The sequence below is a fragment of the Alterinioella sp. B-7 genome, assembly GCF_056857775.1.
This window is the reverse complement of record NZ_JBSXNT010000005.1, coordinates 1-6,257: the sequence shown is the minus strand read 5'-3', so window position 1 is coordinate 6,257 and position 6,257 is coordinate 1. Positions and strand designations below refer to the sequence as shown.

Genomic DNA, 6,257 nt, shown 5'->3' with positions numbered 1-6,257 from the left:
CGCATTCATCGCTGGACGGGAAGACACCCGATCAGGCATATCACATCACGCCGCGACAAATCCCGGTCGCGGCATAACCGAGCGGGAAATCCACTTACGAAACGGCTCGAAACTGTTCAGACAAACCAAGCCACCTCTGTCAGTCTGCGAAAAGCGCGTCAGAAGGCTTTGCAGATACTCTTTGCTCAAGTTCGCTGCATGCAACTCATTTGCATTGGGTTCCAGCAGGTCACTCAGTGATTTGTCCGCTCTCCCGCAATCGCGCGCCCAAGCCATGACGCAACCAAGCGCGAATCCATCTTCGCCCGCAGTACCGCATTCGTCAATGAAGCAAAGGATACGCTTATTCTGTGCCGCCATCGCCTTGCCCTCTCTTCGTTCGGGCATTCGCGCGGGCGTTCGGTTTCTCCGTCAGTTTGCGGGCTGCCTGCCTTTCTTTGCGTTCCTCTTCAAAATCTGGCTCCATTTCCTTGAGTCTTTTAACTAACCCGTTGAGGTGGTACGTATTAGAACCGTAATCGCCGGCCGCTGTGACGCGCTGTTCACGCATGACAAGCCCACGCTCTTCCAGCGCCTTAATATTTATCCTCAGGGTTTGCTCGGTAATTCCAATCCGTCCAGCAAGTTCGCGCTTGGAAGGAAACGGTGGGCGTTCCGGATTTATCCAATAACTCAGAAGCTGAGCGATGATGTTGAGTTGAGTCGCATTGATTCCCAACCGCTTTTGCCCTCGAAGTAAGATATTCGGAATCCCTGTATACCCATGCGACAAAACTTTCGCACCGAAGATGCGTTCAGTTGAAGACTTCGGCGGCGAAGGCTTTGGCGTTGTTCTGGTCTTGGGCGTGCTGGTCGTTGATTTAGCCATGTCGGGCCTCCTTGCCATATGATTTACGGAGGCTTGAGCATTGTCTCAATGGCTTGGCCGCGCCTTCGGGTGGTGACTTTTTCACCCCACCTGAATTATGGTATTCCGATGATCCGGGAGTCGCGATGCTCAGATCACGATGCTTAGCTGTAAGGAATCGCGCTATAGGTGGGATAGAAAATCTATCATACCCGTGGGGTGGAATTTAAGTCAACGCGCTAGGCGAGATTTTTGTTTTATAGCCGCATTCGTGACGTTTCCAATGGTAGTGATCAGCCAAATTTTGGGCAATATCCGACCCCTTCCCTGTTTGTCAGCGAAGCTGGTTTCATTCTCGTCAAAAATCCTCCTGCAGCAAGCGTAGCACCCCCCCTCACCGCCGATCCCGTTTCCGCATCTCCTCCAACCTCGCGAGTTTCCGGTCCGTATCCCCCCATTCCGGCCTCTTATGCGGCCCGTTCTCCTCCTGCTCCTTGAACTTGTCCAGGGTCTCGTCCCCCTGAAACAGCCCCATCAGCTTGGCATGCATGAAGGCCCGCAGAACGTCATTCATGCGCGGGCCGTACCCCGTCCCCATCTTGCGGAAGAACGTCACCACGTCCTCATCCACCCGGATCGTCACCCGCTTTTTCCTCGGCGAGGCCTCCTCCGCGATCCGCGCCCAGTCGCGCGGCACCCGCTCGTTGATCCAGATGCGGTGATGCATGTCGAACTCGACCCGCGACATGTGGTCGATCAGGTAATGGTGATGTTCCCGCTGCGCTTTCGTCAGCGGTTTGCCATCCATGTTCATGGCCCCGGTCTCCTGTCTGGAAATGTCTGCGGGGCCAGTCTGACGGCATTTTCCTAAAATCCCGTGAAAACGCATCCGGGGGTGTACGGGGGGTGCATCGGGGGGTGTACCGAAAGGCACCCCCCCCAATTCAGTCCTCGCGGCGCAGCGATGCGGCACCTGAAATCAGGCGGATGCCATAGACGCCGATCACCACATGCAGCACGATGCCACCAAGGAAGCGCAGCGGCGCGCGGCCCAGGGTCATGGGCAGGTCGGGGTTGTAGCCAAGACTGGTCAACCCATTCATATCGCCTGTGAAAATCGCGATGAGCAGCATGTAGGCGGCCAGGAGGATCATCAGCCAGCCAAAGATCTTGTCGAGTGTCATGTCGGGCCTCGCAGGGGGTTCGGGGGGCACAGAATGTGGGCGGAAAACGTGTCAGGTCGCATCTATGGGTCGTCCCGCCCCCCGTTCCGGTTCAATCCCTTCCCCTCGCCTGCGAAAAATGCAACGTTATCAGGTAGAAAGAGAAAGCCCTGCCATGACCCCCTGGATCACCGACGCCATCCGCAAGATCGAGGCCGATTTCCAGCGCTCGGCCGATACGCACCTGATAAAGCTGGATATTCCGGCACTTGCGGGCGTCGAACTCTACCTCAAGGATGAAAGCACACACCCGACCGGCAGTCTGAAGCACCGCCTCGCCAGATCCCTGTTCCTCTACGCGCTCTGCAACGGAAAACTCAGCGAAAACAAACCCATAATAGAAGCCTCCTCAGGTTCCACCGCGGTCTCCGAGGCCTATTTCGCGCGCATGATCGGCCTGCCCTTCATCGCCGTCATGCCCCGCAGCACCGCGCGCAGCAAGATAAGGCTGATCGAACATTACGGCGGCCAATGCCATTTCGTCGAAAGCGCCCCCCGGATGCATGACGAAGCGGTGCGCCTGGCCTCGGAAATGGGTGGCTATTTCATGGACCAGTTCGCCTTTGCAGAACGCGCAACCGATTGGCGCGGCAACAATAATATCGCCGAGAGCATCTTTACCCAGATGGCGCGCGAGGCCCATCCCGTCCCCCACACCATCGTGATGAGTGCAGGGACCGGCGGCACCTCTGCCACGCTCGGGCGCTACATATTCTATAAAGGTCATGAGACAGACTTGGTCGTTGTGGACCCGGAAAACTCGGTCTTCTACGACGCCTTTCGGACCGGCGACCGCAGCCTGACCGCCGAATGTTCCAGCATGATCGAAGGCATCGGGCGGCCCAGGGTGGAGCTGTCGTTCCAGCCCGACGTGATCACCGAGATGATGCAGGTGCCCGACCTGACCAGTGTCGCCACGATCCACTGGCTGCACAAGTTGACGGGACGCCGCGCGGGGCCGTCCACGGGCACCAACCTCTGGGGCGCGTTGCAGGTGGCCGACGCGATGCGCGCGCGGGGTCAGACCGGTTCCATCGTGACGCTGCTTTGCGATGCGGGGGAACGCTATCTCGACACCTATCACGACCCGGCCTGGGTGGCCGAGTGCTTCGGCGATATCGCCCCCGTCATGGCCGATCTGGATGCGCGGTTCGGCGGGGCGGCGTGACCGCCCGGAAACCGGACAAACCTGTCAGAAAAACCGGACACCCCCGTCAGCTTTTCACGCGCGCCCTTCCGGTTTGCGTCCATTCGTGATCAGCTTCGGGAAACCGCGAAAGGGGGACGAGATGAACGGTGCGGAAAGCCTTGTGAAGACCATGCTGGCCAGCGGGGTTGAGACCTGCTTCGCCAATCCAGGCACCTCCGAAATGCACTTCGTCGCGGCGCTGGATGACCACCCCGAGATGCGCTGCGTGCTGTGCCTGTTCGAGGGCGGCACCTCCGGCGCGGCGGATGGCTATTTCCGCATGGCGCGCAAACCGGCGGCGACCATGCTGCACCTGGCACCGGGCTTCGGCAACGCCTTCTCGAACCTGCATAATGCGCGCAAGGCGGGCAGTGCCGTGGTCAACGTGATGGGCGAACATGCGACCTATCACCTGAAATATGAAAGCCCCCTGAAGGGCGATACGGACGGGATTTCGCGGGCGATCTCGCATTGGACCCGGACCAGCGAGACCGCCCTGGATGTGGCGGGTGACGGGGCCGCCGCGATCCGCGCGGCGCGGATGAAGAACGGCCAGATCGCCACCCTGATCCTGCCCGCCAACACCGCCTGGGGCGACGGCGCGGCACCGGTCGAGGCCGCTGCGCCGCCCCCGCTTCTGCGTCCGTCCGATGACCTGCTGGATGCCGCGGCCGAGGCCCTGCGCCAGCCCGATTCCGCCTTGTTGGTCGGGGGTCTGGCCCTGTTCGGGCCGGGGCGGGATCTTGCCTCGCGCGTCGCTGCCGGGGCGGGGTGTCGCCTGCTGGCCCCGCTTCATGCGGCCCGTCTGGATCGCGGCGCGGGCAGCCTGCCGATCGAGCAACTGGTCTATGTGATCGAGGCCAATCAGAAGATCCTCGCGGGTCTCAAGCACCTTGTCACCTGCGGCACCGGCGCGCCGGTCAACTTCTTCGCCTATCCCGGCAAGGGCTCGGTCCCGACCCCGCCGGACTGCCATATCCTCGACCTCTGCGACGGCACGATGGATGTGGAATACGCATTGTCGGAACTGGCCAAGCGCCTGAACGCGCCGGATAATCCGCCCGCCCCTGTCCCGCTGGACCTGCCCGAGATGCCGGAGCCGGACGCAGACCTCACGCCCGAGACCGCCGCAGCCGTCATCGCCCGCCACATCCCCGAGAACGCCATCCTGGTCAACGAATCCGTCACCGCGGGCGCACCGTTGGCAGGGGCCACCTATGCCGCGCGCCGGCATGACTGGTTGCCCACGATGGGGGGCGCCATCGGCCAGGGCCTGCCCGCCGCCGTGGGGGCCGCCGTCGCCTGCCCTGACCGCAAGGTCATCGCGCTCAGCGGCGACGGATCGGCCATGTACACGCTGCAATCGCTCTGGACCATGGCGCGCGAGAGGCTGGACGTGACCGTGGTGATCTACGCCAATCGCGGCTACCAGATCCTGCATGGCGAGCTGAAAAACCTCGGGGTCACGCGTGTCGGGCGCAATGCCCACGCGATGTTCGATGTCGAGGATCCGCTGCTGGATTGGGTCTCCATGGCGCGCGGCCACGGGGTTCCGGCCTCGAAGGTCACGACGCCGGGGGAGTTGTCCACCGCATTGCAGACCGGCCTCGACACGGCAGGCCCCTATCTGATCGAAGTCACGCTGTAGCCCGTGTCGAAAGGCGATATGCCCGGTCGCAGCTTTGCCGCGCCTCACCTTATCACCACGACCGCGCCCTATTTCCGCCTGTTTTGCTGGTGAAAAACGTCTCAATGTAAGCAATTGCGTGAGGCGTCAGAGCCATGTTGGATGCGGAATTTGACGGCTACGTGTCGGATTACGAAGATCAGCACAGTGCAAGCATCCGGCTGTCCGGAGAGGATCCGGGCTAATTCGCCGACTACAAGATCCGCGACCTGAAGCGGCTTGCACAGACCTGGGGCATGACCGCGCCCGCAATCCTGGATTTCGGCAGCGGCATGGGCAATTCGCTGCCCGCGTTCCGCAAGTACTTCCCCGACAGGCCGACCGTCTCCTCCGATGTGTCGGAAAAGAGCCTGGCGGAAGCGCAGGTTCGTTACGGCGCGCAGGAGGCGCAACTGCTGATCTCCGCCACCGAGATCCCGGCCCCGAGCGACAGTTTCGACATTACTTTCACTGCATGCGTGTTTCACCACATCCCGGAGGACGAGCATCTTCACTGGCTGCGCGAACTTCGCCGCGTCACCCGCCCCGGTGGCCGCCTGGTGATCTTCGAGCACAACCCGCTGAACCCCCTGACGCAACATGCCGTGCGCAACTGCCCCTTTGACGAAAACGCCGTTCTGATCCGCGCGGGTGAGATGCGCCGACGGCTGCGCAAGGCGGGCTGGACGGCCCCCCGCACAGAATATCACGTGTTCTTCCCCCGCGCGCTGGCCCGGCTGCGCCCGCTTGAGGCGCGCCTGCGCTGGTGCCCCGCAGGCGCGCAATATGCCTGCTTTGCGACGGCCTGACGCATGGCCATGACGCAGCAAAACACCCTCCCGAGCCTGTCCGTGCAGGTCTGGCGCTACGTGGTGGTCGGGCTGATCAATACCGGGCTCGGACTGGCGGTCATCCTCGCGCTGCATCTCGGCGCCGGGGTCGATCTGGTCCTGTCCAACGCGGCGGGCTACGGGCTTGGCTGGCTGGTGGCCTACGGGCTCAACCGGTCATGGACCTTTGGCCATCGCGGACGCATCGACCGGACCCTGCCCATCTTCCTGATCCTGGTCCTGGTCGCCTTCGTGGCGAATATCCTGATCATTTCCATCCTTCAGACGCTGAACACCCCCTACCTTTTCGCACAGATCGCCGGAACGCTGTTCTACAGCGTCGCCGTTTTCCTCGGAGCCAGTGACCTGCCCCTTTTTTCGGGGCCACTCTTAAATCGAGCTTGTTCTCCTTTTGTGTGCCATCATTCGGCGGCGTGAGCAATGGGCGCAGGCGCGGAGCCATCAAGTAGCTCAAGCGGCTGCGCCCATTGCGTTTTGTCGA

General features: G+C 61.7%; 8 protein-coding genes. 4 read left to right on the top strand and 4 right to left on the bottom strand.

All coding sequences use genetic code 11. From position 1 onward, the window contains the following. Positions 1-45 precede the first annotated feature (45 nt). The 4 genes from AC13C7_RS00130 to AC13C7_RS00115 form a co-directional block, all read right to left on the bottom strand. Entirely contained in the window at positions 46-360 is a 315-nt protein-coding gene (locus AC13C7_RS00130) for a hypothetical protein (protein ID WP_482866200.1), read from the bottom strand. Next, on the bottom strand, positions 344-868 hold the full coding sequence (locus tag AC13C7_RS00125) for a helix-turn-helix domain-containing protein (protein ID WP_482866199.1): 525 nt from the start codon (positions 866-868) through the stop codon (positions 344-346). The genes AC13C7_RS00130 and AC13C7_RS00125 overlap by 17 nt, the downstream gene beginning before the upstream one ends. Before the next feature lie 373 nt (positions 869-1,241). Further along, positions 1,242-1,661, bottom strand: coding sequence for a BrnA antitoxin family protein (locus AC13C7_RS00120; protein WP_482866198.1), 420 nt, complete (start codon positions 1,659-1,661; stop codon positions 1,242-1,244). 130 nt (positions 1,662-1,791) lie between these two features. After that, positions 1,792-2,031, bottom strand: coding sequence for a hypothetical protein (locus tag AC13C7_RS00115; RefSeq protein WP_446170652.1), 240 nt, complete (start codon positions 2,029-2,031; stop codon positions 1,792-1,794). 154 nt (positions 2,032-2,185) lie between these two features. Here AC13C7_RS00115 and AC13C7_RS00110 point away from each other — a divergent pair, with 154 nt between their 5' ends. The 4 genes from AC13C7_RS00110 (at position 2,186) to AC13C7_RS00095 (ending at position 6,193) form a co-directional block, all read left to right on the top strand. Then, on the top strand, positions 2,186-3,238 hold the full coding sequence (locus AC13C7_RS00110) for a PLP-dependent cysteine synthase family protein (RefSeq protein WP_482866197.1): 1,053 nt from the start codon (positions 2,186-2,188) through the stop codon (positions 3,236-3,238). Between the two features lie 121 nt (positions 3,239-3,359). Further along, positions 3,360-4,907 (top strand): acetolactate synthase large subunit, encoded by a 1,548-nt coding sequence (locus tag AC13C7_RS00105; RefSeq protein ID WP_482866196.1) that lies wholly within the window; start codon positions 3,360-3,362, stop codon positions 4,905-4,907. Positions 4,908-5,146: 239 nt separating this feature from the next. Beyond that, on the top strand, positions 5,147-5,734 hold the full coding sequence (locus tag AC13C7_RS00100) for a class I SAM-dependent methyltransferase (RefSeq protein ID WP_482866201.1): 588 nt from the start codon (positions 5,147-5,149) through the stop codon (positions 5,732-5,734). A gap of 9 nt (positions 5,735-5,743) precedes the next feature. Further along, positions 5,744-6,193: a GtrA family protein gene (locus AC13C7_RS00095; RefSeq protein ID WP_482866195.1), complete on the top strand. Its 450-nt coding sequence runs from the start codon at positions 5,744-5,746 to the stop codon at positions 6,191-6,193. Positions 6,194-6,257: the final 64 nt, after the last annotated feature.

What these genes read in the sequence shown, in the direction of transcription:
- AC13C7_RS00120 (WP_482866198.1), bottom strand. Translation starts at nt 1,661, where the DNA reads ATGAACATGGATGGCAAACCGCTGACGAAAGCGCAGCGGGAACATCAC.
- AC13C7_RS00105 (WP_482866196.1), top strand. Translation starts at nt 3,360, where the DNA reads ATGAACGGTGCGGAAAGCCTTGTGAAGACCATGCTGGCCAGCGGGGTT.
- AC13C7_RS00125 (WP_482866199.1), bottom strand. Translation starts at nt 868, where the DNA reads ATGGCTAAATCAACGACCAGCACGCCCAAGACCAGAACAACGCCAAAG.
- AC13C7_RS00095 (WP_482866195.1), top strand. Translation starts at nt 5,744, where the DNA reads ATGACGCAGCAAAACACCCTCCCGAGCCTGTCCGTGCAGGTCTGGCGC.
- AC13C7_RS00115 (WP_446170652.1), bottom strand. Translation starts at nt 2,031, where the DNA reads ATGACACTCGACAAGATCTTTGGCTGGCTGATGATCCTCCTGGCCGCC.
- AC13C7_RS00130 (WP_482866200.1), bottom strand. Translation starts at nt 360, where the DNA reads ATGGCGGCACAGAATAAGCGTATCCTTTGCTTCATTGACGAATGCGGT.
- AC13C7_RS00110 (WP_482866197.1), top strand. Translation starts at nt 2,186, where the DNA reads ATGACCCCCTGGATCACCGACGCCATCCGCAAGATCGAGGCCGATTTC.